The following is a 24,280-nucleotide window of genomic DNA, read 5'->3' on the forward strand; positions in this document are numbered from 1 at the left end:
AAAACCTACGCGTGTTGAATGACAACCCGTTGAAGCGCGTCCACCCAGACCAAGAAGGCCGCTGTTATTGTTGCCAAACATTCTAGGCTTTTCTGTCGCACCTGCAAGAAAAAGCCCGGCGACACAGAGTCACTGTGCAACCGCGCCCTTGGAGTGTCACCCTAGTGACAACGCAAGATGGTTAAGCCTTTCGGGGAGACGAGTCCTGCGGTCCGGACAGCGCGCAGGCGCCGGCCTCGACGGGCCTCTGGGCTTGGCCAGCGGCCGTCTCGTATTGCGTCTGAACAAAGGGGGCCTCAATGGCGATCGAAATTCGCAAGATCGGCGTGATCGGCGCAGGCACGATGGGGAACGGGATCGCGCAGACTTTCGCCGCGGCCGGCTTTCCCGTCGTGATGCGCGACCTGAAACCGGAGTTTGTGGAACGGGGCGTGGCGACCGTCACCAAGAGTTTGGACCGCCTCGTCTCCAAGGAGAAAATGAGCGCGGACGACCGCGACGCGACGCTGGCGCGGATCACGGGCACGACCGAACTGTCCGCGCTTGCCGATTGCGACTTGGTGGTCGAGGCCATTCTCGAGGTGTTCGACCTGAAGGCAGCTCTGATCGCCGAACTCGACGAGGTCTGCCGGCCCGACGCCATTCTGGCCACCAACACCTCGTCCATCTCCGTGACGCGGATCGCGGCGGTGTCGAAGGACCCCTCGCGGGTCATCGGCATGCACTTCTTCAATCCCGTGCCGCTGATGCAGCTGGTCGAGATCATCCGCGCGCTCCAGACGAGCGATGCGGTTTGCGACGCGGTGACGGCCATGGTGGGAGCCGTCGGCAAGGAGGCGAAAGTCTCCAAGGACAGCTACGGCTTCGTGGTGAACCGCGTCCTGATCCCCATGATCAACGAGGCCGTCAATTGCGTGGCCGAGGGTGTCGCCACGCCCGAGGATGTGGACGACATGATGAAGCTCGGCGCCAACCACCCCATGGGGCCGCTGGCGCTCGCCGACCTGATCGGCCTCGATGTGTGTCTCAACATCATGGAAACGCTCTACAACGGCTTCGACGATCCGAAATACCGGCCGAGCCCGCTGCTGAAACAGATGTGCGCCGCCGGCTATCTCGGCCGCAAGACCGGCAAGGGCTTCTTCGACTACGGGAGCTAGGGGCTGTTCGGCGCGTCCGGGAAGACGTCCGCCCGGGCGCGCGGGTCCCGGACGGGAAGTGGTGCCGCAAGAGGGATTCGAACCCCCGACCTACGCATTACGAATGCGCCGCTCTACCGACTGAGCTATTGCGGCCCTTCTTGTGGGCCATTGGGTGTGGCCAATGTGGGCCCAGTGCTTAATGCCATTGGCGGCGCGGCGCAAGCGGGCCGCACGTGAAGATTGACCGGCCGCTTGCCGGTCTGCCCTCGCACCAAGACGCCGCCCAAGACTAGCCGCCCAAGACTAGCCGCCCACAACTCGTCGCTCTAGAGCCTAGCGGATATGGGCGGCCCGGAGCCGTTCGAGCGAGATCTCCGTCTCGTCCACGTCCTCAGGGGCGACGCCAGGATCGTCCGGCGCCCGGTCCGGAACCAGAATCGCCGCACGGGGCTTGCCATCCGCTGGCGCGGCCGGTTCGGCGACAGACGGCGACACCCCGGCCGACGCGCCGTCCGGGGCCTCCTTGGACGGCTCGGCGTCCCCTTGGGTCTGACGAGTCGGCCCCGGCGTCTTTTCGTCGAGCGGCTTCTCGTCGGACGGCTTCTCGTCGGGGGCCGTCTCTGCGACAGGCGGGACCGGCTCGGTCTGCTCGGCTTTGGCGGGCTCCGCCTCGGAGACGGCCACTTCCTCGGCGGTGCCCTCGATCACCTGATCGTCGAGCAACGGGGTGGCCTCTCCGGTCCGGTCCGCGGCCTCGTCGCCGGCCGTGGGAGCATGCACGGGCGCAGGCGAAGGGTGCGCCTCGCGCCGCATGGCGCTGGCATCGCGCGGCGGGCCGGTCCATTCCTCGATTTGGAGGGTCTCGTCAGGGCGGCCAATCGCGTCCGCCGGCGCCTTCCATTCGAACGCGTCCACGGCGCCGGTGACCGGGGACACCGGAAGCCAGCGATCCGAAATGTAGCCGTCGGCGATCCAGGCCCGGTCGCGCGGGGCGCGCAAGGCCCGGGCAAGCCATTCGCGCTCCCGTCCCTTGTCGCCGCTGCCCCCCTCGATCCGGGCCATGAGCGTGCAGATGCGCGCTGACGGGGCGTCTTGGAGATACGGCGCGAGCGCGTCGCGAGCCCGCTGCCACTCCTGCGCCTCGACGGCCGCCTGGGCCACGGCAACGGCGCCTTCCACGTCGTCCGGCGTCTGCTTGGCGAGATGTTCGACGCGCTTGAGCCGGTCCTTGGGCGACAGGCCGGGCTTGGCAAAGGCATAGGCCACGGCAAGATCAGGATGGGGCGACAACGACCAGGTCCGCAGGAGCTGCCGCGACGCGGCCCGCACTTCGCCCTTCGAGGCGAGCAGGCGGCCTGCGAGCTCCGCGGCCGGAACGAGCGAAGGCGCCAGCCGCAAGGCTTCGTTTGCGAGAATCAGCGCCTTGTTGGGATCGAACGTTTCGGTTTCGCGCGCCTCGGCGGTCAGCAAGACCGCGCGGCGCCGGTTGGCGGCCGCCGAATCCACATGGCCATTCTGCCGGGCGATGGCGAGCGTATTCAGCGCATGGTCCCAGTCGCCGGACCGGGCCTGGAGGTCGAACAAGGCATTGACGCCCAAGCGAGCTTGGGGTCGCGGTCGACCGCCTGCTGCGCGAGCACAAGGGCGGCGCTCTCGTCGCCGCGCGCTTGGCTTCCAGGAAGAGGCGCGCACGCCGAGCAACTCCGTCTCGTGGGTGTCGAGCATGCCTTCGAGCGCGCCGCGCCGCGGCGTTGTCACCCTTCAGTTGCGCGGCCTGGGCCCGCAGCAACGCCGTCAGCGGCTCGCGCGGCAGGTTGCGCTGCGCGATCCCCGCATAGCGCTGCGCCTGGGCCCGGTCGCCGACGCCGATCGCCACGAGGCCGCGCGAGAGAGCGTCGAATCCCTGCTTCTGCTTGCGTTGCCGCATATGCGCGGCGACGGCGGACGGCCGTGTCCAGATGTAGCGCAGGACGGCCCAGACCAGAATCAAGGCCAAGACGAAGATCGCGACGGTCAGAACGCCGACAAAGGCGCTCGTCTCGATCTGATAGCCGAGCCACTCCACGGTGACGGAGCCGGGCCGGTCGGCAAGCCAGGCCAAGCCCAGCGCCGCCGCGATGACGAAGAGGATGAAAAAGAGGATGCGTGTCATCGGCTATTCTGTCTCTGCGGCTATTCCGTCTCTGCGTCTGGCGTTCTGGGATTCGGCTTCGGATCGCCGCCGCCCCCGACGAGGGAGACAAGCAGGGCGTCCTGCAACCGCTGCAAGGCGGATTCGGCATCGAGGCGCGCAAGCGCACCGTCGATCCATGGAGCGAAGATTGCCGCTGGCGGACCGTCGAGATTTTCGAGCTCCATGACCGCATCCTGGAGCTTTCCGTCCTCGAGCCGTGCGGCGGCCCGCGCCAGGATCGCATCGGGCCCATCGCCTTCGGCCTCTTCGCCGATGCGCCGGACCTTGACGAGAGATTGCGCGCCCCCCAGCAACCGGCCGAGCAAGCCCGACTCCGACTCGGACAATGCGACGAGCGCCTTGTCCCGCAAGGGGCCGAACTGCTCGGTGAGCATGGACACGGTCGGAATGCCGGTGTCCTCGTATTCGATCAGGTCTGCAAGTTCCTCCGAGTCGGGCGAGAGGGCTGTCATCGTCGTAAGCTCGGTCGCGTAGGGGCGTCCTGCGACGACCGCGTCGCGCAGGCCGGAAAAGGCAATGGCAAGGTTGGCCCGCTTGGTCTGTGCGTTTTCCGCGTCGATTTCTTCGGCCAAGGACGGAAGCGTCGTCTCGATCGCGCTCAGCCGCCGCTCCAAGGCGGAGAGCTCGGGCTTCAAGTTTGACCCGTCATCGGCGCTGAGTGCGGCCTCGGTCAGAGCCTTGAGCTTGGCGTCCAGGTCGGCGACCTCGGTCTTGAGGGCCTCGACGGATTTCGCGTCGGCCGAAGGGGCCGCACCGCTTGCCAGTGCCGACCTGACCTCCGACTCGACCTTGCTCTGGATCTGGCTGTCGAGACGTTGTTCGGCCTCGGCGACCTGCCGGCTGATGGCCGCGGCATCGCTGACCGAACCGCCGTCCTTCGCGGCCTCGGCCATGGATTTGAGGCTGGCCTCCATTTGCGCCACCTGCTCCGACAGCACCTTGATCTCGGCCGGGTCGACCGCGGGCTGCGCGGGCTCGGCGGTCTTGGACTCCAGCGTCGCCAGCCGGGACTTCAGCGCCTCGAGCGCGGCCGTATTGTCCGGAGTCTGCGGCGCCGACTCCAGGGCGGCGATCCGGCTCGCGATGACATCGGCCCCGGCCGTATCTTGCGGGAGGCTGACGGGCAAATAGCCCCAGGATAGCGCCGCGAGGACAGCAAGTCCGCCGGCAAGGCCCGCGAGGGCATGGGTGAAGAGCGCGGCGATCCAGGCGAACAGCCTCGCGCCGAACGAACGCCCTTTGGGCTTAGGTTGGGGCTGCGCCATAGACGCAGCCGGGGCGTCATCCGCCTCGTGATCGGTGTCGTCGCTATCGGACTCGTCGCCGTCGGAGGCCTCATCCTCCTCGCCCGGCTCTTCGCTGGGCGTTTTCGCAGCGTCTCCGTCGTCCATCCCGGAGGACGCGGCTTCGAGCGCCGGCGCCGCGGTCTCGTCGGTCTCGCCGGCGTCCTTGTCCGCATCGTCGACAGGTTGCACCTCGACCTCCGTCGCCGTGCCCTCGATGGTCGGCGCAGGGCGTTTGCCCGGGAGCTCGGATCCTGTGCCCCTCTCGTCGAAGGTCCCACTCATCGCATCATGACCTCTGCGCTATCGCCAATGTGCCCACGACCCCACCGAAAGACCCATCACGCGCCGGACTCCAGAAGCGCGATGAGATCCTCCTCGCGCGCATATTGGGGAACGCGGGCGGCAAACCCCAAAGGCACGACGGCCTCTGCTATCGCCTTCGACAAGCAATAGCAAACAAGTCCCTTAGCTTGTGTGACGAGGCCGTAGCGTTGCACCAGGCGCGCAAAGGCACGCGCGGTCCGCGGCGACAAGAGCATGACGCCCGCGATGTCCCCGTGTTTGAGATCGTCGACAACCGCCTCGTTCAGACTCTCGACCGCATGAGAGCGGTAGAGAATCACCCGGCGCAATTCGAAGCCGCTGTCCTCCAACGCGCTTTTGAGGTCGAAGGCAACCTTCTCCGCGCCGATATGGACAAGCGGACCGTTGTCGGGATGGACCTCCCGGCAGATGAGTGGAGGGAGCCCGGCTCCCGTCCCCGGCCCGATCGTCACCTCGGTGAAGCCAAGTTGCCGTGCGGCCCAGGCCGTCGCCTCGCCCACGGCGAAGAGAGGGAGCGCCACGACGCGCTCCCGTTCCGGATGGGTCCCGAGCGCGCGCAAGGCGTTCCGGCTGGTGATGACGATCGCCTGCGCGCCATCGAGGTTCAGAGGAACGTCCTCCAAGAACTCGATCTCGAGCAGCGGGGCGCGCACGGGTTCATGGCCCAGGGCCAACAACGTGTCGGCTTCGCGTGTCGCGTCCGGCTCAGGTCTCGTTACAAGTAAGCGCATCCAGTCACATCACATCAGCTTTTCGAGGAAAGTGGGGCCGGCCCGGCCGCGCACGTCCTCGCCGGCCTGCCGGCCGATGGCGTCCGCCTCGGCAACGGGACCGGTCATTTCGACTTCGTGCCACTCTGCGCCGTCCGGGGAGAGAATCAACCCGCGAAACCGGATGGCGCCGTCCTCGATCGCGGCAAGACCCGCGATCGGCGTCCGGCACGACCCGTCGAGCTCCGCAAGAAACGCACGTTCGCACCGGACGGCAAATTGCGTCGTCGCATCGTTCAGCGGTTCGAGGAGCGCGCGCGTTTGCACATCGTTCGTGCGCGCCACGACCCCGATCGCGCCTTGCGCAACGGCCGGCAGCATGTCCTCGACCGACAGGACCGACGTGGCCGCCTCGGCAAGGCCGAGCCGGTCGAGGCCTGCCTTGGCCAGGAGCGTGGCATCCGCAACGCCCTCGGCGAGCTTTCTCAACCGGGTCTGGACGTTGCCGCGGAAGTCGATGACGCGCAGGTCCGGACGGGCGCGCTTGACCTGCGCCGCGCGGCGCAAGGACGACGTGCCGACCACGGCACCGGCGGGCAGCGCGGCCAAGGACGGCGCAACCGGACTGAGAAACGCGTCGCGGACATCGGCGCGAGGCAGCACGGCGGCCAGGCACAGCCCCTCCGGAAGCTGCGTCGGCAGGTCCTTCGTGGAATGCACGGCGAGCGCGATGTCGCCCCGAAGCAGCGCCTCGTCGATCTCCTTGGTGAAAAGGCCCTTCCCGCCGAAATCGGCCAGCGGCTTGTCCTGAATGCGGTCGCCGCTGGTGGTGATGACCTTCAGAGACGCCGCGCCGCGCTCTGGACCGTGATGGGCGGACAAGCGGTCGCGCACGTGCTCGGCCTGCCAGAGCGCGAGCGGACTGCCTCTTGTGCCAATCGGAAGGGATGCGGGCAAAGCGCGAAAAATCCTTGCTTTAACAGAGTGCTGCGCCGGCGACTCAGGAGTGGAGCCCCGCATTATTGGACCGTTTCGTGCGCCCCATCAATGTCCAGCGCCGAACATTCCCGGCTCGGTGGGTCCCAAGGATTGTCGGTACGGCCGGCCCGATCCGCACTGTCGCGCCGCGGACATGTTGCGTATTAGAATGCGAGCCCGGCTCTGGGCACATCACACACAGGTCACGTTGAACACATGAGCGGTCTTCTCGCATTGCTCGACGACGTCGCCGCCATCGCCAAGATGGCTGCGGCACAGGTCGACGACATCGCCGCGCATGCGGCCAAAGCCACCGGAAAATCGGCTGGCGTCGTCGTGGACGATGCGGCGGTGACGCCGAAATACGTCACCGGCATCGCGGCCGCGCGGGAGCTGCCGATGGTCGGCAGGATCGCCGCAGGGTCCATCGTCAGTAAGCTCGTGATCCTGTTGCCCGTTCTGTTGTTGCTTCAGGCCATTGCGCCGTGGGTCATCGCGCCGTTGCTCCTCCTCGGCGGCGCCTATCTGTGTTTCGAAGGGGCCGAAAAGATCTGGCATTGGATCCTCGGTCATCACGAGGCGGAACCCGAGACCGCTCAATCCCTCACCGCGGCCCATCTCGAAGAGCAGCGGGTCAAGGGTGCGATCAAGACCGACTTCATTCTGTCGGCCGAAATCATGACCATCGCCTTGTCCACCATAGAGGTCGACGATGTCTGGACACGCGCTGCGGTGCTGGCGGTCGTCGCGGTGCTGTTCACCGTCATCGTGTATGGCGCCGTCGCACTGCTCGTGAAGGTCGACGACATCGGGCTGCATATGAGCCAGGAGGCCCCGTTGAAGGCGCTCCGGTCCTTCGGGCGCGGCCTCGTGGTGGCGATGCCCACGGTGCTCAATGTCATCTCGGTGGTCGGGACGATCGCCATGCTTTGGGTCGGCGGCAGTATCGTGGAGCACAGCCTGCACGAACTTCATGTCTCATGGCCGCACCAGACGACCGGCTGGCTGGTCACGTCGTTGGTGGGCGCGGCGGCGAACGGCGGAGTGACCTGGATCGTGACCGCCCTGTTGCACGCAGTTTTTGGTTTCGTGCTCGGTTCGATCCTGATTCCGATCGTGACCGTGCTGCTCAAGCCCATCGCTGTGCTATTCCCCGAGAAATGAACCGGGACCCGCTCACGCTTCTTGGCATCGAGACGAGCTGCGACGAAACCGCGGCCGCGGTCGTGCGTTTGTATCCGGACGGGCACGGCGAAATCCTCGCCAACGTCATCCGCGCGCAGCTCGACCTTCACGCGGCCTATGGCGGCGTCGTGCCGGAAATCGCCGCGCGCGCCCATGTGGACTTGCTGGACCCCGCGATCAGGCAGGCCATGAGCGAGGCCTCTGTCGATTTCGGCGATCTCGATGGTGTCGCCGCGGCTGCGGGGCCCGGCCTGATCGGAGGCGTCATCGTCGGCCTGACCACCGCGAAGGCCATCGCGCTGGGCTGCGGGAAGCCGTTCGTGGCGGTGAATCATCTTGAAGCCCACGCGTTGAGCGCGGGTCTCACGGACGATGTGGCGCCTCCCTACCTGCTGTTGCTGGTTTCGGGCGGGCACACGCAGCTCGTGGTCGTCCACGATGTGGGACGCTACACCCGTCTTGGAACCACGCTCGACGATGCGTTGGGAGAAGCCTTCGACAAGGCGGCGAAACTGCTCGGGCTCGGCTATCCGGGCGGTCCGGAAGTCGAGCGCCACGCCGCGCGCGGAAAGCCGGTCATCCCGCTCCCGCGCCCCATGACCGGGCGGCCCGAACCGCATTTCTCGCTCGCGGGCCTCAAGACTGCCCTCCGCCAGGAGGCCATGGCACGGGCGCCGCTCAGCGACCAGGACGTCGCCGACCTTTGCGCCAGCTTCCAAGCGGCATCGGACGTGGTCCGCGACCGCGTCCTGCGGGCCATGGCCCTGTTCGAGGACCGGGTGCCGGAGGGCACGGCGCTGACGCTGGTCGCCGCCGGCGGGGTCGCGGCAAACGGACCGCTTCGGACGGTGCTCGGCGAGGTCGCGGTAGCGCGCGGGTACCGCCTGGTCGTCCCGCCGCCAGCCCTTTGCACGGACAACGCCGCCATGATCGCCTGGGCCGGGGCTCAGCGGCTGGCGCGCGGCCTCACCGACGACATGGGCGCGGCGGCACGCGCACGCTGGCCGCTGGACCCGGAAGCGCCACCGGCCCTCGGGGCGGGGGTGAAAGCCTAGTGCGGTTTGGCCGCGCATTTTCGTCCACCTGACTTGCGAATCTGCGCTAAAAGCATTCGCGGTGAGTGGCATGCAACTTCAAAGCATTGGAATTGCCGGCGGCGGCGCGTGGGGGACGGCCCTTGCGACCGTGGCGCGGCGCGCGGGCCGGGATGTCCTCATTTGGGCCCAGGAGCCGGAGACCGTCGCGGCCATCAACGAGACGCACGGCAATCCAGTCTACCTGCCGGGCGTCGCGCTCGACCCCGCTATCGAGGCGACCTCGGAGCTCGGCGAGGTCGCGACCTGCGATACCCTGCTGATCGTGAGCCCCGCACAGCACCTGCGCGATGTCTTGGGCGCATTGCAGCCCTATGTGCAGAACGGCCGGCCGCTCGTAATCTGTTCCAAAGGCATCGAACAAGCGACGGGCAAGCTGATGTCTCAGGTCGCCGCGGACGCGGTGCCGGGCGCGACGATCGCGGCCTTGTCCGGCCCCAGCTTCGCGGCGGAGGTCGCCCGCGAACTGCCTGCCGCCGTAACCCTTGCGACGGGCCAGGAGGAGTTGGGGCGCCAGCTGTCCCATGCGCTCAGTTCCGCGGCCTTCCGCTGCTATTGGAGCAGCGACGTGGTCGGCGCGGAAATCGGCGGGGCCGTCAAGAACGTCTATGCCATCGCCGCCGGGATCGTCGTCGGCAAGGACCTCGGCAGAAGCGCCCAAGCCGGGCTCATCACGCGCAGTTTCGCCGAGATGGCGCGGTTCGGCGTGGCGCTCGGTGCCGCGCTCGAGACGCTGATCGGGTTGTCGGGCCTCGGAGACCTCGTGCTGACCTGCGGCAGCGAGCAGTCGCGCAACATGTCTTTAGGCGTCGCGCTCGGCCGCGGGGCGACCACGAACGAAGTTCTGTCCGAGCGTCTATCCGTCACCGAGGGCGTCGCGACCGCGAACGCCATGGTTGAGATCGCGCGCGGGCGGGGTATCGAGCTTCCCATCGCCGAAGCCGTCCATGCCATCGTGACCGGGGCGACGAGCGTCGATGCCGCCATCGGCGCCCTGCTGTCGCGGCCCTTGCGTTCCGAAGCCGGATAACAGACACCAGAACGGGATCGCGCGCGGGCGCCGCGGCGCCCGACAGACCAGCGAGGGAGGCCCGAATGTATTTTGCGTTCATCTGCACCGACAAGCCGGACGGGCTCCCGATCCGGAAGGCGCACCGCCCCGAACATCTCGCCTACCTCAAGAGCCTGGGAGAGGCCCTGAAGTTCGCAGGCCCGTTCACCGCCGAGGACGGCGAGACCATGAATGGCAGCCTGATCGTGGTCGAAGCGCCGTCTCTGGCGGCAGCGCAAGACATTGCGGCGGCAGACCCCTTCGCCAAGGCCGGCCTCTTCGCCTCCGTCGAGATCCGGCCCTGGCTGTGGTCGCTTGGGAAGCCCGAAGAGTAAGGCGCAGGGGAACCGATGGCGTATTGGCTGATGAAATCCGAGCCCGGCGCTTGGTCGTGGGAGGATCAAAAGAAGGAAGGGCCGAAAGGCGCCGAGTGGGACGGGGTGCGCAATTACCAGGCGCGCAACAATATGCGCGCGATGAAGAAAGGCGACCTCGCCTTCTTCTACCACTCGGTCGGCGAGAAGGCCTGCGTGGGGATCGTCAAGGTCGTCGTCGAGGCACATCCCGATTCCACCGATACGACCGGCAAGTGGGAATGCGTCGACGTGGCTGCGGTGGCAGACCTGCCGACGCCGGTGACGCTCGACGAGATCAAGGCGACACCCGGACTTGAGGACATGGTTCTGGTCAACAACTCGCGCCTGTCCGTACAGCCCGTCACAGCCGCGGAATGGAAGGCCGTCTGCGCCATGAGCGGCCTGAAGAAACCGCCGACGGCGTAGTGCTCCCCCGGGCCAATCTGGGCTAAGGTTTCGCGGCGAGGATCGCCGTCAGGGGCGGGAGGGAGACACGCATGGCATTCGCAGGCATGAACTATCTTGCCGTGGTCGTCGCCGCGCTGGCCGGCTTCGGCGTCGGCGCGGTCTGGTACATGGTGCTCGGAAAGGCCTGGCTCGACGCCCTCGGCAAGACCGAGGACGAGATCAAGGACGGCGGTGCGGCCCAAGCCCTGCCGTTCGTGATCGCGCTGGTCGCCAATCTGGTGATGGCGATCATGCTAGCCGGGCTCATGGGCCATCTCGGCAATATCTCGATCCGCGGCGGGCTGATCAGCGCTCTGTTCGTTTGGGTCGGCTTCGTCATCACGACCATGGGCGTCAACCATGCCTTCAGCGGCGCCAGCCCCAAACTGACCGCGATCGATGGCGGCCATTGGCTCGCGGTGCTCCTCGTCATGGGCGCCATCATCGGAGGCCTCGGGGTTTAGACGAAAGTCGGTCTAGACGAAAGGATGACCTCCGAATGCTTCTCCGCCGCCTCACATGGCGTCATAATGTCCCACATAATACGATGCCGGTAAGGCTTCTCGCGTTCTAGGGAGGAAACGGACACATGTCCGAGCACAAAGTCTACAAACTCAGCCCTGTCGAGGTATCCGAGGCGTGGAAGGACCGCGCCTTCATCGATAACGAGACGTATCTGAAACTCTATGCGGAGAGCATCGAGGATCCCGACACGTTCTGGGGCCGGGAAGCGCAACGCATCGATTGGATCAAGCCGTTCACGCGCGTGAAGAACACCACGTTCGCGTATCCGGACGTCTCCATCAAATGGTTCGAGGACGGCACGCTCAATGTCTCCGCCAACTGCGTCGACCGGCACCTTGCCACGCGCGGCGACCAGACCGCGATCATCTGGGAGCCGGACGATCCCGAGACGCCGGCCCAGTACATCACGTACCGGGAACTCCACGAGAATGTCTGCCGCCTCGCCAACGTGCTGAAGGCCAACGGGGTCAAGCGCGGCGATCGCGTGACGATCTATTTGCCGATGATCCCCGCGGCCGCGTACGCGATGCTTGCCTGCGCGCGCATCGGTGCGATCCATTCGATCGTGTTCGGCGGTTTCTCGCCCGACTCGCTGGCTGGCCGCGTCGACGACTGCAAGTCCGCCGTCATCATCACCGCGGACGAGGGACGGCGCGGCGGGCGCAGCGTCCCGCTCAAGGCCAATGCGGATGCCGCCGCCAACAAGAGCGGGCATGTGGAGAAGATTCTGGTCGTCCGCCATACCGGCGGCGATGTGCCGTTCGACCCGAGCCGGGACGTCTGGCTCGACGAAGCGATGGCTGCCGTGGACGCCGACTGCCGCCCGGAGGAGATGAACGCGGAAGATCCCCTGTTCATCCTTTACACGTCAGGCTCGACGGGGGCGCCGAAAGGCGTGGTTCACTGCACGGGCGGCTATTTGGTTTACGCCTCGATGACGCACCAACACGTCTTCGACTATCACGAGGGCGACGTCTATTGGTGCACGGCGGACGTGGGCTGGGTCACCGGGCACAGCTACATCGTCTACGGCCCGCTCGCCAACGGCGCCATCTCGCTGATGTTCGAGGGCGTTCCCAACTACCCCGACGCGTCCCGCTTCTGGCAGGTGGTGGACAAGCACAACGTCAATATCTTCTACACGGCGCCGACGGCGATCCGGGCCCTGATGGGTGCCGGCGAAGAGTATGTGAAGACGACCAGCCGCAAGTCCCTCAGGCTGCTGGGCTCGGTGGGCGAGCCCATCAACCCGGAAGCGTGGGAGTGGTACTATCACGTGATCGGCGAGATGCGCTGTCCCATCGTGGACACGTGGTGGCAGACGGAGACCGGGGGCATTCTTATTACGCCGCTGCCGGGCGCCACGACGCTGAAACCTGGTTCGGCGACCCGGCCCTTCTTCGGCGTGCAACCGGCCCTGGTGGACGCGGACGGCAAGACGATCGAAGGCGAAGGGGCCGGCAATCTCGTGATCCTCGATGCGTGGCCGAGCATGATGCGCACGGTTTACGGGGACCATAAGCGCTTCGTGGATACCTACTTCTCCGCCTACAAAGGAAAGTACTTCACGGGCGACGGCTGCCGCCGGGATGCCGACGACTTCTACTGGATCACCGGACGCGTGGACGACGTCATCAACGTGTCGGGACACCGCATGGGAACGGCGGAGGTCGAGTCGGCGCTCGTAGCCCATCCGAAAGTGTCCGAGGCGGCCGCGGTCGGCTTCCCTCACGACATCAAGGGCCAGGGCATCTATTGCTATGTGACCCTGATGTCGGGCGAGCACGAGATGGACGCGCTCAAGAAGGAACTGCGCGATTGGGTGCGCAACGAGATCGGACCCATCGCCGCGCCGGATCATATCCAGTTCGCGCCGGGTCTGCCCAAGACTCGTTCGGGCAAGATCATGCGGCGCATCCTGCGCAAGATCGCCGAGGACGAATTCGGCAATCTGGGCGATACCTCCACCCTGGCCGACCCGAGCGTCGTCGACCATCTGATCGAGAACCGCCAAAACCGCCAGGCCTAAGCACCCCGGCGCCCCATAGCTGGCGCCCCGATCGTTCACGACGGTCCGGACGGGCTCCCCTGCGCGGCCGAACCGCGCTATGAACCTCGGAGGAGCCTCGCATCGCGCGATGCGAGGCGATTGCACGAGGACGGGCGAATGGTGTGGATCATGCGGGGCCTGGTCGGTGTGGCGCTGGCCCTCGGGCTCGTGATCGTGTTCGTGCTGCTGATCGGCAATACCGGTTCACGCGACGATGGCACCGAATCGACGTCGCTGACGGTCGGCTCCCGCACGGTCACGGTCGCGGGCCATTACAAGACCCTCAGCCAGGAATCCGTCGCGGATGGGGTCAAGATCATCGTGGAGGGGCACGAGATCATGGTCACCGAAGATCAACTCTCGATGGACGGCAACGCCCAGGTGCTCGAACCGGAGGAGAACGTCACGGTCTTCGTGGCCAAGAACGGGTCGGTACGCGTCAGCGTCGCGCCGGCGAATTGAGGGGCGCCGGACGAAAAAAGGGCCCCGCAAGGAGGCCCCAATTTCCAGGTCTTGGCGGCTGCTCGAGGGCGCGCCCTTAGCCGGACATCACCTTGGTGAACTGGGCCAGCATGGTGGTCCAGGCGTCACGCGTGTCGCGGTCGAAAGACTTGTCGAGAGACCGCTCGAGCGTCCACACAAGCGCCCGCGACATGGTGCGGTAGTGGCGGGCGCGAATGCCCATCTGGCGGTGGCGGGTGCCCAGCAGCTTGAGCGTGGGGGCAAGGCCGTCTTCATGGCCGAGCGAGATCATGGCGAGTTTGGCGCCGGCCGAGAACTTCCGGGCCTGCATTTCCACCGGACCATCGAACTTCTTGCGAAGGCCGGGATCGAGGCGGAACAGCTTCAGGAAGAAGAGTTGCGCGACCAGGTCCAGCGCGGGCTCGATGCGCACAAAACTGTTGAGAATCAACCGTTTCTGCTCTGTTGTCAGGTGCAGGTCTTTGGACGGCGCGCGCTTGGCGCGGCTTACGGTCTTCTTCGGCGCAGCGTCGGAAACGTGCAGTGCGGCAGGCATGTCGGGTTACTCCTTGAACTGACTTGTCGCCAGAATGCGCAAGGCGGATTGAGGAAGCGTTAAGGTAAGCGCGATCTTAAGTATGCCGTCGCGCATCTCCCCCAACGTCCGATTTTCGCCACCCGTTCAAGCCCTTGCACCGGGCGAGTCCGCTCCCAACATATAAGAAGCGGCGGATTTCCGCGTTTTTTGGACATGTTGAGGAGGTCACCCGGTCCATGAGCTATTTGCGCACGGCGATACTGCTCGCAGCGCTCACCGCCCTGTTCATGGGCATCGGTTTTCTGATCGGCGGTCAGACGGGCATGATCATCGCGCTCGTGATGGCCGGCGGCATGAACCTGTTCGCCTATTGGAACTCGGACAAGGCCGTGCTGCGCATGTACGGCGCGCATCTGGTGGATCCGAATAGCGGCCGCGACGCCCGCGACCTCTACGAGTTGGTCGGCGAACTCGCCCGCAACGCGAACCTGCCGATGCCCAAGGTCTATGTCATGGACAACCCGCAGCCGAATGCCTTCGCCACCGGCCGCAACCCCGAGAACGCGGCCGTCGCCGTGACCACGGGCCTGATGCACACGGTCAACCGGGACGAGCTGGCCGGCGTGATCGCGCACGAGCTCGCCCATATCCGCCATCACGACACGCTGCTGATGACGGTCACCGCCACCATCGCGGGCGCGATCGGCATGCTCGCGAACTTCGCCATGTTCTTCGGCGGAAACCGCGACAACAACCATATGGGCTTCATCGGCACGCTTGCCCTCATGATCCTCGGGCCCATGGCGGCCGGTCTCGTGCAGATGGCGATCAGCCGCACGCGCGAATACGAGGCCGACAAGGGCGGCGCCGAGATTTGCGGCCATCCGTTGTGGCTTGCCTCCGCCTTGCAGAAGATCGCGGGCGGCGCGGCGCGCATTCCCAACGAAGAGGCGGAGGAGAACCCCGCGTCCGCGCATCTGTTCATTGTCAACCCGCTCCATGGCATGCGTCTCGACCGGATGTTCGCGACCCATCCGCCGATGGAGGAGCGCGTGGCGCGGCTGGTGGCCATGTCGAAGGACGCGAACGCCGCCGGTTTCGCGCCGGCCGGACCCTGGTCCGGGAGCGTCCCCGAAGCCCCGCGCCGCCGGGCCCGCGGGCCCTGGGGTTAGACACAAAGCCAAGTGGAGGCTGATGGTGGCCCTGGGACGCCACCGCCTATCATCGATTGCTTCTCGACAGGACCCGCTCTCCCCCGGTCGAGATTTGGAAACCGAAGCACTTTGGAGGAGAAGACATGACCAAGACCCCCCCGAACAAGACGCTGTCGCGTACGCGCGACCATCAGGTCGGGCTGCCCGCCCGCCGCGCCGCGGCAACCGTGCTCGACGCCGTCCTTCAGAAGAAGCAGCCCCTGGACGATGTGCTGGGGCGCGTCCGGGACGGCGCCATGTTCGACCTGCCCACGCGCGACCGGGCGCTCGCCCGCGCGATCGTCGGAACCTCGCTCAGACGTAAGGGCCAGATCGACCGCGTGCTCGAAACCTTTCTCGATCGCGGACTGCCGGCCCGGGCCGGTACGCTCTACCCCATCCTGCTGTCGGGCGCGGCGCAGATCCTGTTCATGAATGTGCCGCCCCATGCGGCCATCGATCTGGCCGTGCGCCTCGCGCAGTGGGACCCGCGCGCCAAGCGTTACGACAAGCTGGTGAACGCCGTGCTGCGGCGCGTGTCCGAAAAGGGCGCGGGTATCGCCGGTGCGCTCGACGCCGGCCGGGCCAATACGCCGGACTGGCTTTGGGACCGCTGGGTCCGCACCTGGGGCGAGGAGCGGGCCCAGGCGATCGCCGATGCGCAGCTCACCGAACCGCCGCTCGATCTCACCGTGACGGGCGATCCCAAAAAATGGGCGGCCGAACTTGGCGGCAAGGTGTTGCCCACGGGCAGCGTACGCCTGTTGCCGAAGGGCCGGATCGAAGACCTGCCGGGCTTCGCCGACGGCGCCTGGTGGGTGCAGGACGCGGCGGCCTCCATTCCGGCAAAGCTCCTGCACGACATCGCGGGCAAACGCGTCGCCGACCTCTGCGCAGCCCCGGGGGGCAAGACCGCCCAGCTCGCGGCCGCCGGCGCGAACGTCACCGCCGTCGATCTGTCCAAGGCGCGCGTGGCCCGGCTCGAGGAGAACCTCGCCCGGCTTGGCCTCTTCGTGCAAACCATTACCGCCGATGCCAGCACGTGGCAGGCCGACGAGCCGTTCGACGCGGTGCTGCTTGATGCGCCCTGCTCGTCGACCGGGACGATCCGCCGTCATCCCGACGTGCCGTATCTCAAATCGGACAAGGACATCGCCGAACTGGCAGCACTCCAGGCCCGGCTCCTCAACAATGCGGTGCGCCTGCTGAAGCCGGGCGGCACGCTGGTCTATTCGACCTGCTCGCTCGAACCCGAGGAGGGCGAGGCGCAGATCGCGGCGCTCCTGGCACGGAACGAATCACTCCGCATCGAGCCTTTGCACGCCGACGAGCCCTTTGGGGACACGGAATGGGCTCAAGCCTCGGGCGTGTTGCGGACGTTTCCCTACCAACTTGCGCTGGACTCCCCCGAGTGGAGCGGTATGGACGGATTCTTCGCCGCCCGGCTCGTGCGCGCGAGCTAGGGAAGAACGCCTTGAGCCACTTGCCCTTGGGGTCCTGCTGCACGACAATGCGCACCGCTTGAATAACAAGCGGCGGGGGAGAGCGCGGTACCCATCTAGCGTGTCGCAGCTCGCGTGGAGAACGATCCTTATGGCGGGCGATCAGGCCTTCGAGCGCGAGTCCGGCGCTCAAGAGGTGAAGCTTGGCGGGCCGAGCCCGTTGAGACGGCTGATGCTGTCCGGTCTCGCCGCGGTCAGCTATCCGGGCTCGCAGGCCGAGCAACTCCTCCTCGCGCCGCAAGAGCTGCGCACCGCCGATCCGAGCTTCGCGACCGAGATCTACAACGGCCATTTCGGACTGGCGGGCAAGCTGGCGGATATCGCGCGCGATCTCCATTCGAGATCGAGCCGCCTCGGTCAACTGGGCGCGCGAGCTCTACGGATTCGGCTGGCTCCGGCATCTGCGCGCCGCCGACTCCGAGCTGTCGCGCGAGCAGGCGAAGACCCTCGTGCACGACTTCATCCGGTTGCGGCGGCAAATTCCGCCGCTCGCCTGGCAACCGGAGATCGTCGCCCGGCGCGTGATCTCGTGGCTGTCGAACTCGGTGCTGGTGCTGGCCGCCGACGAGCCGGAGGCCTACGAATCGTTCCTGAAGGAACTCACCGCCCAGCTGCGCTATCTCTCCGCCGGCTACCGGGACGCACCAGACGGCGTTCCCCGGCTGCTGTCGCTCATGGCCCTGCTCTATGGCGGGTTGTGCATTGCCGACCAGAAACCGGTGGTGGATCGCTACACGAAGCCGTTCTGCCGCGAGCTCGACCGGCAGATCCTGCCCGATGGCGGCCATATCTCCCGCAATCCCGAGGCGCTCATCGAGCTGCTGCTGGATCTGCTTCCGTTGCGCCAATGTTTCGTGGCGCGGGACCGTACGCCGCCCAAGGAGCTCACCGACGCCGTGGACCGCATCATGCCGATGCTGCGGTTCTTCCGGCTGGGCGACGGCTCGATGGCGCGGTTCAACGGCGCCGGCCCGACGCCGACCGATGCCCTGGCCACGGTGCGTGCCTATGACGATATCGAGGGCGCGCCGGTGCGCTCGGCGGCCAATTCAGGCTATGTGCGGGTCGAGGCCGGTTCGACGCTCATCCTGTGCGACCTGGGACCGCCCCCCGTGGCATCCCTGACGCGGGACGCACATGCGGGCTTCTTGTCGTTCGAGATGAGTTCCGGGGATGCCCCCATCATCATCAACTGCGGCGCGCCGACACCCGAGTTCGAGGAGTGGCGGCTCTTTTCGCGGACGACCCCGGCGCATTCCACGCTCAGCCTGGAGGACGACTCGCTGGCCGAGTTCGAGGTGGCGAACGAGGATGCCGAACCCGAGCCGGACGCCACGCTGATCGGCCCGCTCAACCCGCAAGGCGCGTTCTCGGATCAGGGCGAAGGCGGGAACCTGCGCATCAAGGGCTCCCATGACGGCTACGTGGAACGGTACGGAGTCAGCCATGCCCGGCAAATCCTCATCGCACCGGACGGCAACCTGATCTCGAGCGAGGACAAGCTCTCGACCCGCGGGCTGAAGAGCCCCGAAGGCCTCATCGCCGGTTCCTACGCCGTGCGGTTTCACCTCCACCCGTCGGTCAAGGCCCAGACCATGGGAGACGGCATGTCGGCGGTCCTGGTCCTGCGCAACGGCGAGACCTGGCGGCTCAGCGCCAATGCCGAGGAGATGACGATCGAGGAGAGCGTTCTGCTCGCCGATCCGCGCGGGCCGCAGGTCACCTCGCAGATCGTGCTCAGCGGCATGATGGGCGAAGCGCGCGAGGTGCGCATTGTATGGAACCTCGAAAAGACCGGCGAGGAGGCCGCCCCGCACCCCTTGGTGGATCCCAACGACACGCCGGATATCCGGTCAAACGACAGCTAGACCATGCCAACACGAAAGATCACGAGAGCGCTGCTTTCGGTCAGCGACAAGACCGGGCTCGTGCCGTTCGCGCAAGCGCTCGCCGGCCACGACGTCACGCTCGTCTCCACGGGCGGCACCGCCAAGGCCTTGCGCGAGGCGGGGCTCACCGTAGTCGACGTCGCCGAGGTGACCGGCAGTCCGGAGATGATGGATGGCCGGGTGAAGACCCTGCACCCGAAAATCCACGGCGGCCTGCTGGCCATGCGCGACAACGCCGAGCATGTGGCGGCCATGGACACGCACGGCATCCCGCCGATCGATCTGCTGGTCGTCAATCTCTACCCGTTCGAAGCGACGGTCGCGGGTGGCGCGGACTTCGCAACGGCCATCGAGAATATCGACATTGGCGGGCCGGCCATGATTCGTGCGGCGGCGAAGAACCATGCGGGTGTCGCGGTCGTCGTCGACCCGGAGGACTACGATCAGGTCCTCGAAGAGATCGCCACGCACGAGGCTGCACGACGGGCGGCACGCCGCCGGCACCTGGCCGCCAAGGCCTTTGCCCATACGGGCGCCTATGACGGTGCGATCGCCACCTGGTTCGCAGAAGAGCTCGGCGTGACCGCGCCGCATAAGCGCGTGATCGGCGGCACGCGCGCGGCCAAGCTGCGCTATGGGGAGAACCCCCATCAATGGGCGGCGTTCTACACGACCGCCGAACAGCGCCCCGGCGTGGCCACGGCCACCCAGGTGCAGGGGAAGGAACTCTCCTACAACAATCTCAACGACACGGACGCCGCCTTCGAGCTGGTGGCCGAGTTCGATCCGAACAGTTCCGCCGCCGTTGCCATCATCAAACACGCGAACCCGTGCGGCGTCGCGGTCGGGTCCACGCTGGCCGAGGCCTATACGAAGGCGCTGGCCTGTGACGGCGTCAGCGCCTTCGGCGGCATCGTCGCGCTCAACGCGACGCTCGATGCCGAGGCGGCCGAAGAGATCGTCAAGATCTTCACCGAAGTAATCATCGCGCCGAACGCGTCCGATGAGGCGAAGGCGATCATTGCGTCCAAGAAGAACTTGCGTCTCCTGCTCACGGGCGCCCTGCCCGATCCGCGTGCCGAAGGCCTCACCTACCGCGCGCTCGCCGGCGGGTTCCTCGTGCAATCCCGCGACAATCGCCTGGTCGATCAGGACGCGCTCAAAGTGGTGACGAAGCGCAAGCCGTCCGAACAGGAGCTCGCGGACATGATCTTCGCCTTCACCGTGGCGAAACATGTGAAGTCGAACACCATCGTCTATGCGAAGGACGGCGCGACCGTGGGCATCGGCGCGGGCCAGATGAGCCGGGTGGATTCGGCGCGCATTGCCGCGCGGAAAGCCGAGGACGCGGCCGAGCGCTCGGCCTGTCCCAGCCCGCTCACGATCGGGTCTGTTGCCGCGTCGGATGCCTTCTTCCCCTTCGCCGACGGGCTGCAGGTGGTGGCGGACGCCGGCGCGACCGCCGTGATCCAGCCGGGTGGTTCCATGCGCGACGACGAGGTCATTGCCGCCGCGGACGCGGCTGGCCTCGCCATGGTCTTCACCGGGATGCGCCATTTCCGGCACTAGCCGGCACGCGACACGAATAGCGGTCACGCAAAACAAAAAAGGCCCCCCCGAAGGGAGGCCTGTTCGTCGGTCTTTGCCGAGCCGTTTCTAAAGCCCGTCGGGATAGACCGGCTGGGGCTGGTTCGGCGACGGCGGCTCGCCCTTGTGCGGCGCCGTCGGGGCATCCTCGGAGAGCGTCGGCGGCACGACTACCGTGACGTAGTCCTCCTCGATGATGACCGTCTTGCCTTCGGGCGTCGTCATCACGGTGTCGGCTTCCTCGACAATCACCGCCGCAGGCTCGCCCGCGTCGGAGCTGTCCATCGCGCCCTCGGGCGGCCCATCCGGATAGACCGGCTGCGGCTGGTTGGGCGAGGCGGTCGCCCGTGTGGGGCAGCTTCGGTGCGTCTTCCGACACCTCGGGCGAGACGACGATCACACCCTCCGTGACGGCCTCTTCCTCGACCGCAGCCGCCGGCTCTTCGGCCTCGGCAGGTCCTTCGGCCTCTTCGGCAGGTTCCTCGGGCACAACGGGCTGAGGCTGGTTCGGCGAGGGCGGTTCTCCCTTGCTAGGGAGCGTCGGCGCATCTTCCGAGACGGTCGGCGGAACCACGATGGTCTCCTCCGTGGTCACTTCCTCGGTGGTCACCTCCTCCTCAGCAGCCGGCTCGGCTTCGGCGGCCGGCGCCGCATCGTCCTCGGTTGCGTCCTTCGTTGCGTCCTTGGCCGCATCCTCGACCGCGGGCGGTGCCACGTCCTTCTCGGTATCTTCGTCCTTCGGCTTCTCGCAAGCCGCTAGCAAGCATGCCGCCAGTATGGCTGCTCCCAAACCCAAATGTCTCATAGTCGCCCCCCGGTCCATCGATTTTGCGCACTATCATCCAACGTAGGCCTTATGCGGAGCGTAGCGCGAATACGCGCGCATTTCCACGACGCGGTTGCGCCGTTCGCACGCGTGCCCGGGGCGGTTGGGTTGGCCGCCCCTCGAGGCCTCACCGGGTGGCGCGGACCGGTGCCAAGAGCAGGAGCCCGGCGATCAGGAACACGAGACTGACAGAAATTCCAAGGCGTTGGCTGCCGGTGACGGCCGTGACGATGCCGATGGCAAGGGGGGCCGCGAAGGCGGTGACCTTCCCGGAAAAGGCGAAGAAGCCGTAGAACTCTGTCGTCTGGTCGGACGGGCAGATGCGGGCGAGCAAGGTCCGGCTCGAGGCCTGGACCGGACCGAGGGCGATGCCGATGAGCAGCGCGAAGGCCAGCAGCACCTGCTCGCCGGCCGCAGCGAAGAGCCCGCCGCCCGCCGGTTTCTCCGCCACCGGCACCACAAAGAAGATCTCGTCCGGGTCGACGGACAACACGCCGATCGAGCCCACGATGAAAACGAGGAGCCCCACGACAATCACCGTCTTGGAGCCCACGGCGTCATCGACGAGACCGCCGATGCACGCGCCGACAAGGGCCGCGACGGTCAGGATGATGCCGAACAGGCCGAGCTCGGTGGCGCCCCAGCCAAACACGCTGGCCGCGTAGATCGCGCCGAAAGAGAACACGGCAGCGCACCCATCCGCGTAGAGCATGCGCGCCAGCAGGAAGAGCGCGACGTTGCGGTGCGCGCGCAGCAAGTTCCGGATCGAGCTCACGAGCCGGCGGAGCCCTTCGGGCACGGGATTGTTGGCCGGCCGGGTCCCGTGCCTGTCCTGCGTGAACAGAAACATCGGCAGGACGAACACCAGGTACCAGACCGCGCAGAAGGGCCCGACCAGGCGGTCCCCCTCGCGCGTGGCGCTATCGAGCGTCACGAGTGGGGTCAACCCGAACAAGGTCTTGCCCCCGTCCGGGCTGGTCACGAGAAGCCCCGCGACCAGGGCAAGGCTCACGAGCCCTCCGGCATAGCCGATCGCCCAGGCGAAGCCCGAGAGCCGGCCCAGCCGCCGCTCCGAGATGAGGCCGGGCATCATGGCGTTGTTGAACTGGGTCGCGAGCTCGACACCGAGGGTTGCGATGCCGAACGACAGGAGCACCAGCGGGACGGCCCCCTCCGAACCCGGGACCGCGAGCCAAAGGACCGCCGAGCCCAGGATCAGCATCGCCGAGAACACCGCGATCCATGGCTTCCTGGGGAGCCCTGCGTCGGCGATGGCACCGAGAACCGGCGCCAGCACCGCGGCGGTGAGCTGTGCGGCGCTCGTCGCGAAGGCCCATAGCGACTGGGCGTGGGGGGGATCGCTCATGAACCCGTTCACGAAATAGGGTGCGAACAGAAACGTGACGACTAGCGTGTAGTAGGGCTGGGTGGCCCAATCGAACAACGCCCAGCCGACGAGGCCGGCCTTCCCGGACGGCCGCCCCAAGCTAGGCGTATTGTTCGGCATCGAGCACGATCAAATGATTGGGCAGTTCATCCTCGCCGAGCGGCTCGGGCGGGAAGTGCTCGGCCAGGATTTCGCCGCACCGCTCCACGGCCTCGACAAAGCCTTGCACGCGGTCGCCGTGGCCGATCCGCGCCGTGAGGTCCGCGATCAGATCGTCCCACACGTGCTGGGACACCTTTTCGTAGATCCCGTTGTCGGCGATCACCTCGGCGTAGCGCTCCGCGTCCGAGACATAGAGAAGAACGCCGGTCCGGCCTTTGGTGGTGTGTAGGTTCTGGACGAGGAACTGTTCGATGGCGCGCAGATGCGCGCGGGACCGTTTCAGCCACCCGGGTGCGATCGCCACCCGCAACTTGCGCCATTGGGTCAGGATCACACCCGCCGCGAAAACGGCAAGTTGGAGCAGGTACACATATTCGATGGGCCATTTGGTCAGATGGATGAGCGGCAGCGGGACGGCCAAAGCCGCCAAGGCCACGCACATCAGCGCGAAGAAGTGATAGCCCGACGAGCACCGCGCCACGACCACGACGATCTCGCCGCTGGTGGTCTTCTCGGCACGGGTGATCGCCTCGGAAATCAGGGCGTGTTCATCGGGGGTGAAGGGCTTCATCGCTTCCGGTCCCTACCAACTGCCCGACGAACCGCCGCCGCCAAATCCCCCGCCGCCGCCGGAGAAGCCGCCGCCGCCGCTGCTCCAGCCTCCACCGCCGCTCCATCCGGACCGGCCGCTGCGTCCGCTGCCCGGCGCAACGACCACGCCATTGCTGGACAGGTACAGGACGAGCACGAAGATCGCGATGAAGAACAGGATCGTGAACCAGTCGATCGGCACCTCGTCGGCATCGTGGCGCACCTTGGCGCGCCGTTCGAGCTCCGCCGCGTCGCCCGTGAGCGCAAGCCCGATGTCCCGCACGCCATCGCGGATGCCGCCGGGAAAGTCGCCGCCGCGGAAGCGGGGCAGAATCGCGTTGTCGATGATCACGCGGGACAGCGCGTCCGTCAGGATGGGCTCGAGCCCATAGCCGACTTCGATCCGGACCTTGCGTTCGTTCGGGGCGACGATCAGCAGGACGCCATTGTCCAGCTCCTGCGTGCCGATGCCCCAATGGCGGCCAAGCTGATAGCCGAAATCCTCGATGGTGTAGCCCTGCAGCGAAGGCACCGTGACCACGACCAGCTGGTCGGAGCTCTTGTCCTCGAGCTGCTTGAGCGTCTCGGTCAGCGTCTGTTCTTCGGCGGGGCTCAGGAGATCGGCGTTGTCGACCACGCGCCCGGTGAGGGCCGGATAATCCGGCTCAGCCCCCGCCGGATGCGCGAAAAACACGAGACAAAACAACGCCGTCAGCGCGCCGAGGCGCCAGCTCCGGCGTGCGCGGTTCTGCGAAGTTGTGGCCATAGAGCCGTCGCTCATGAAGCCCTCGCGTTGACGAT

At 66.7% G+C, this 24,280-nt stretch carries 22 protein-coding genes, 1 tRNA gene and 1 pseudogene; 13 read left to right on the top strand and 11 right to left on the bottom strand.

Annotated elements, in window-relative coordinates:
• The first annotated feature begins 299 nt into the window (after nucleotides 1-299).
• Complete coding sequence (locus AUC68_RS01140) at nucleotides 300-1,160, top strand: 3-hydroxybutyryl-CoA dehydrogenase (protein WP_069435966.1); 861 nt, start codon at nucleotides 300-302, stop codon at nucleotides 1,158-1,160.
• 59 nt (nucleotides 1,161-1,219) lie between these two features.
• On the opposite strand, the gene AUC68_RS01145 is transcribed toward AUC68_RS01140, so the two are convergent.
• From AUC68_RS01145 to hemC, 6 genes and pseudogenes are all read right to left on the bottom strand, one after another.
• Nucleotides 1,220-1,295 (bottom strand) — tRNA-Thr (locus AUC68_RS01145).
• Nucleotides 1,296-1,475: 180 nt separating this feature from the next.
• Nucleotides 1,476-2,726 (bottom strand): hypothetical protein, encoded by a 1,251-nt coding sequence (locus AUC68_RS17295; protein WP_244500330.1) that lies wholly within the window; start codon nucleotides 2,724-2,726, stop codon nucleotides 1,476-1,478.
• Nucleotides 2,727-2,910: 184 nt separating this feature from the next.
• Nucleotides 2,911-3,294, bottom strand: a pseudogene (locus tag AUC68_RS18500) (heme biosynthesis HemY N-terminal domain-containing protein); the annotation flags it as partial.
• A 20-nt stretch (nucleotides 3,295-3,314) separates the two neighbouring features.
• On the bottom strand, nucleotides 3,315-4,904 hold the full coding sequence (locus AUC68_RS01155) for a COG4223 family protein (protein WP_069435968.1): 1,590 nt from the start codon (nucleotides 4,902-4,904) through the stop codon (nucleotides 3,315-3,317).
• 56 nt (nucleotides 4,905-4,960) lie between these two features.
• Nucleotides 4,961-5,677 (bottom strand): uroporphyrinogen-III synthase, encoded by a 717-nt coding sequence (locus tag AUC68_RS01160; RefSeq protein WP_083240279.1) that lies wholly within the window; start codon nucleotides 5,675-5,677, stop codon nucleotides 4,961-4,963.
• A 9-nt stretch (nucleotides 5,678-5,686) separates the two neighbouring features.
• Nucleotides 5,687-6,613 carry a hydroxymethylbilane synthase gene (hemC, locus tag AUC68_RS01165; protein WP_069435970.1) on the bottom strand — a complete coding sequence of 309 codons (927 nt, stop codon included), beginning with the start codon at nucleotides 6,611-6,613 and terminating at the stop codon, nucleotides 5,687-5,689.
• Nucleotides 6,614-6,850: 237 nt separating this feature from the next.
• Between hemC and AUC68_RS01170 the strand changes: the two genes are divergently transcribed.
• The 8 genes from AUC68_RS01170 (at nucleotide 6,851) to AUC68_RS01205 (ending at nucleotide 13,804) form a co-directional block, all read left to right on the top strand.
• Nucleotides 6,851-7,798, top strand: a complete 948-nt coding sequence (locus AUC68_RS01170) for a DUF808 domain-containing protein (protein WP_069435971.1) — start codon at nucleotides 6,851-6,853, stop codon at nucleotides 7,796-7,798.
• Entirely contained in the window at nucleotides 7,795-8,874 is a 1,080-nt protein-coding gene (gene tsaD, locus AUC68_RS01175; protein ID WP_069435972.1) for a tRNA (adenosine(37)-N6)-threonylcarbamoyltransferase complex transferase subunit TsaD, read from the top strand. Before AUC68_RS01170 ends, tsaD begins: the two co-directional genes overlap by 4 nt.
• A 70-nt stretch (nucleotides 8,875-8,944) precedes the next feature.
• Entirely contained in the window at nucleotides 8,945-9,943 is a 999-nt protein-coding gene (locus AUC68_RS01180) for an NAD(P)H-dependent glycerol-3-phosphate dehydrogenase (protein ID WP_069435973.1), read from the top strand.
• 65 nt (nucleotides 9,944-10,008) lie between these two features.
• Complete coding sequence (locus AUC68_RS01185; RefSeq protein ID WP_069435974.1) at nucleotides 10,009-10,299, top strand: YciI family protein; 291 nt, start codon at nucleotides 10,009-10,011, stop codon at nucleotides 10,297-10,299.
• Nucleotides 10,300-10,314: 15 nt separating this feature from the next.
• Nucleotides 10,315-10,746: an EVE domain-containing protein gene (locus AUC68_RS01190; RefSeq protein WP_069435975.1), complete on the top strand. Its 432-nt coding sequence runs from the start codon at nucleotides 10,315-10,317 to the stop codon at nucleotides 10,744-10,746.
• 71 nt (nucleotides 10,747-10,817) lie between these two features.
• A complete protein-coding gene (locus tag AUC68_RS01195; RefSeq protein WP_069435976.1) occupies nucleotides 10,818-11,231 on the top strand; it encodes a DUF1761 domain-containing protein in 414 nt (137 codons plus the stop codon).
• A 125-nt stretch (nucleotides 11,232-11,356) separates the two neighbouring features.
• Nucleotides 11,357-13,321 (top strand): acetate--CoA ligase, encoded by a 1,965-nt coding sequence (gene acs, locus AUC68_RS01200; protein ID WP_069435977.1) that lies wholly within the window; start codon nucleotides 11,357-11,359, stop codon nucleotides 13,319-13,321.
• Nucleotides 13,322-13,459: 138 nt separating this feature from the next.
• Nucleotides 13,460-13,804, top strand: a complete 345-nt coding sequence (locus tag AUC68_RS01205) for a hypothetical protein (protein ID WP_069435978.1) — start codon at nucleotides 13,460-13,462, stop codon at nucleotides 13,802-13,804.
• 76 nt (nucleotides 13,805-13,880) lie between these two features.
• On the opposite strand, the gene AUC68_RS01210 is transcribed toward AUC68_RS01205, so the two are convergent.
• The gene (locus AUC68_RS01210; protein WP_069435979.1) at nucleotides 13,881-14,360 is read right to left on the bottom strand and encodes a globin domain-containing protein; all 480 of its coding nucleotides are present in this window, start codon (nucleotides 14,358-14,360) and stop codon (nucleotides 13,881-13,883) included.
• Between the two features lie 218 nt (nucleotides 14,361-14,578).
• Here AUC68_RS01210 and htpX point away from each other — a divergent pair, with 218 nt between their 5' ends.
• The 4 genes from htpX to purH all read left to right on the top strand — a co-directional run bounded on the left by htpX (nucleotide 14,579) and on the right by purH (nucleotide 20,495).
• Nucleotides 14,579-15,514 (top strand): zinc metalloprotease HtpX, encoded by a 936-nt coding sequence (htpX, locus tag AUC68_RS01215; protein WP_069435980.1) that lies wholly within the window; start codon nucleotides 14,579-14,581, stop codon nucleotides 15,512-15,514.
• A 125-nt stretch (nucleotides 15,515-15,639) separates the two neighbouring features.
• Complete coding sequence (gene rsmB, locus AUC68_RS01220; protein ID WP_069435981.1) at nucleotides 15,640-16,998, top strand: 16S rRNA (cytosine(967)-C(5))-methyltransferase RsmB; 1,359 nt, start codon at nucleotides 15,640-15,642, stop codon at nucleotides 16,996-16,998.
• Between the two features lie 488 nt (nucleotides 16,999-17,486).
• Nucleotides 17,487-18,905 carry a heparinase II/III family protein gene (locus tag AUC68_RS01225; RefSeq protein ID WP_083240281.1) on the top strand — a complete coding sequence of 473 codons (1,419 nt, stop codon included), beginning with the start codon at nucleotides 17,487-17,489 and terminating at the stop codon, nucleotides 18,903-18,905.
• Nucleotides 18,906-18,908: 3 nt separating this feature from the next.
• On the top strand, nucleotides 18,909-20,495 hold the full coding sequence (gene purH, locus AUC68_RS01230) for a bifunctional phosphoribosylaminoimidazolecarboxamide formyltransferase/IMP cyclohydrolase (protein WP_069435982.1): 1,587 nt from the start codon (nucleotides 18,909-18,911) through the stop codon (nucleotides 20,493-20,495).
• Nucleotides 20,496-20,582: 87 nt separating this feature from the next.
• Here the strand turns inward: purH and AUC68_RS01235 are convergent, their stop codons facing one another.
• From AUC68_RS01235 to AUC68_RS01255, 4 genes are all read right to left on the bottom strand, one after another.
• Nucleotides 20,583-20,798 (bottom strand): hypothetical protein, encoded by a 216-nt coding sequence (locus AUC68_RS01235; protein WP_069435983.1) that lies wholly within the window; start codon nucleotides 20,796-20,798, stop codon nucleotides 20,583-20,585.
• 668 nt (nucleotides 20,799-21,466) lie between these two features.
• Nucleotides 21,467-22,825 (bottom strand): MFS transporter, encoded by a 1,359-nt coding sequence (locus tag AUC68_RS01245; RefSeq protein WP_244500331.1) that lies wholly within the window; start codon nucleotides 22,823-22,825, stop codon nucleotides 21,467-21,469.
• 1 nt (nucleotide 22,826) lies between these two features.
• Complete coding sequence (locus AUC68_RS01250; protein WP_069435986.1) at nucleotides 22,827-23,459, bottom strand: TPM domain-containing protein; 633 nt, start codon at nucleotides 23,457-23,459, stop codon at nucleotides 22,827-22,829.
• A 12-nt stretch (nucleotides 23,460-23,471) separates the two neighbouring features.
• The gene (locus tag AUC68_RS01255; RefSeq protein ID WP_069435987.1) at nucleotides 23,472-24,260 is read right to left on the bottom strand and encodes a TPM domain-containing protein; all 789 of its coding nucleotides are present in this window, start codon (nucleotides 24,258-24,260) and stop codon (nucleotides 23,472-23,474) included.
• Nucleotides 24,261-24,280 lie beyond the last annotated feature (20 nt).

It is taken from the genome of Methyloceanibacter methanicus, assembly GCF_001723285.1.
Lineage (GTDB): Bacteria > Pseudomonadota > Alphaproteobacteria > Rhizobiales > Methyloligellaceae > Methyloceanibacter > Methyloceanibacter methanicus.

Excerpts from the sequence above, each read along its gene's own strand:
- tsaD (WP_069435972.1), top strand. The coding sequence starts at position 7,795 with ATGAACCGGGACCCGCTCACGCTTCTTGGCATCGAGACGAGCTGCGAC.
- AUC68_RS01170 (WP_069435971.1), top strand. The coding sequence starts at position 6,851 with ATGAGCGGTCTTCTCGCATTGCTCGACGACGTCGCCGCCATCGCCAAG.
- AUC68_RS01185 (WP_069435974.1), top strand. The coding sequence starts at position 10,009 with ATGTATTTTGCGTTCATCTGCACCGACAAGCCGGACGGGCTCCCGATC.
- AUC68_RS01210 (WP_069435979.1), bottom strand. The coding sequence starts at position 14,360 with ATGCCTGCCGCACTGCACGTTTCCGACGCTGCGCCGAAGAAGACCGTA.
- AUC68_RS01180 (WP_069435973.1), top strand. The coding sequence starts at position 8,945 with ATGCAACTTCAAAGCATTGGAATTGCCGGCGGCGGCGCGTGGGGGACG.
- AUC68_RS01140 (WP_069435966.1), top strand. The coding sequence starts at position 300 with ATGGCGATCGAAATTCGCAAGATCGGCGTGATCGGCGCAGGCACGATG.
- AUC68_RS01255 (WP_069435987.1), bottom strand. The coding sequence starts at position 24,260 with ATGAGCGACGGCTCTATGGCCACAACTTCGCAGAACCGCGCACGCCGG.
- AUC68_RS01190 (WP_069435975.1), top strand. The coding sequence starts at position 10,315 with ATGGCGTATTGGCTGATGAAATCCGAGCCCGGCGCTTGGTCGTGGGAG.
- AUC68_RS01205 (WP_069435978.1), top strand. The coding sequence starts at position 13,460 with ATGGTGTGGATCATGCGGGGCCTGGTCGGTGTGGCGCTGGCCCTCGGG.
- AUC68_RS01235 (WP_069435983.1), bottom strand. The coding sequence starts at position 20,798 with ATGGACAGCTCCGACGCGGGCGAGCCTGCGGCGGTGATTGTCGAGGAA.
- rsmB (WP_069435981.1), top strand. The coding sequence starts at position 15,640 with ATGACCAAGACCCCCCCGAACAAGACGCTGTCGCGTACGCGCGACCAT.
- acs (WP_069435977.1), top strand. The coding sequence starts at position 11,357 with ATGTCCGAGCACAAAGTCTACAAACTCAGCCCTGTCGAGGTATCCGAG.
- AUC68_RS01250 (WP_069435986.1), bottom strand. The coding sequence starts at position 23,459 with ATGAAGCCCTTCACCCCCGATGAACACGCCCTGATTTCCGAGGCGATC.
- htpX (WP_069435980.1), top strand. The coding sequence starts at position 14,579 with ATGAGCTATTTGCGCACGGCGATACTGCTCGCAGCGCTCACCGCCCTG.
- purH (WP_069435982.1), top strand. The coding sequence starts at position 18,909 with ATGCCAACACGAAAGATCACGAGAGCGCTGCTTTCGGTCAGCGACAAG.
- AUC68_RS01160 (WP_083240279.1), bottom strand. The coding sequence starts at position 5,677 with ATGCGCTTACTTGTAACGAGACCTGAGCCGGACGCGACACGCGAAGCC.
- AUC68_RS01195 (WP_069435976.1), top strand. The coding sequence starts at position 10,818 with ATGGCATTCGCAGGCATGAACTATCTTGCCGTGGTCGTCGCCGCGCTG.
- AUC68_RS01155 (WP_069435968.1), bottom strand. The coding sequence starts at position 4,904 with ATGAGTGGGACCTTCGACGAGAGGGGCACAGGATCCGAGCTCCCGGGC.